This is a genomic window from Winogradskyella undariae (genome assembly GCF_013285155.1).
In the GTDB taxonomy this organism is placed as follows: domain Bacteria; phylum Bacteroidota; class Bacteroidia; order Flavobacteriales; family Flavobacteriaceae; genus Winogradskyella; species Winogradskyella undariae.
This window is the reverse complement of the sequence record NZ_JABTEL010000056.1, coordinates 1-640: the sequence shown is the minus strand read 5'-3', so window position 1 is coordinate 640 and position 640 is coordinate 1. Positions and strand designations below refer to the sequence as shown.

Annotated in this window: 1 protein-coding gene; it reads left to right on the top strand. The window is 34.1% G+C overall.

The features are described from left to right. Positions 1–30 precede the first annotated feature (30 nt). Positions 31–519 (top strand): P-loop nucleotide/nucleoside kinase family protein, encoded by a 489-nt coding sequence (locus HSX10_RS18645; RefSeq protein ID WP_173589765.1) that lies wholly within the window; start codon positions 31–33, stop codon positions 517–519. Positions 520–640: the final 121 nt, after the last annotated feature.

The window sequence follows — 640 nt, the reverse complement described above, 5'->3', positions numbered from 1 at the left end:
GTTGCCACACATTAAAAAAAAACATCGTAAATGATTAATCTGATAGTTGGAAATACTGGTTCTGGAAAAACAACCTATTCAGCGGAATTAAAAGAAAAAAATAACGGAATAATATTTTCGATTGACAAGTGGAACAAGACTTTATTTCTGCCCGACAAAAAACCTACTGACGGATTAGAATGGTTTTTAGAAAGAATTGACAGAGCGGAAGAAATGATAATGGAATTAGTAACGCAATTAGAAAACGCAAAAACTGACTCTATTCTGGATTTGGGACTTTCAAAATTCGAGCATCGGGAGAAGTTTAGAAAGTTTGCGGAATCGAAAGGATACGAACTGAAAATTCATTTATTGGATATTTCAAAAGAAACTCGGCTGAAAAGAGTAATGAAAAGAAATACCGAAAAAGGAGAAACATTTGAATTCGAGGTTAGCAAAGAAAATTTTGATTTTATGGAAACTTGGTTTGAGAAACCGAGTGAAAAAGAAATGAAAAACGGAATAACCATTGCGGAATAAAAACGTGTGGCAACACCGTGTATAATTAATGGCTGGTTCTTGCCTACTTACGAAAATCCTCGCGGATTTTCTATTCGGTTTTTATTTGCTAAATTAGGTGCTTAAACACGCCACTAATCAT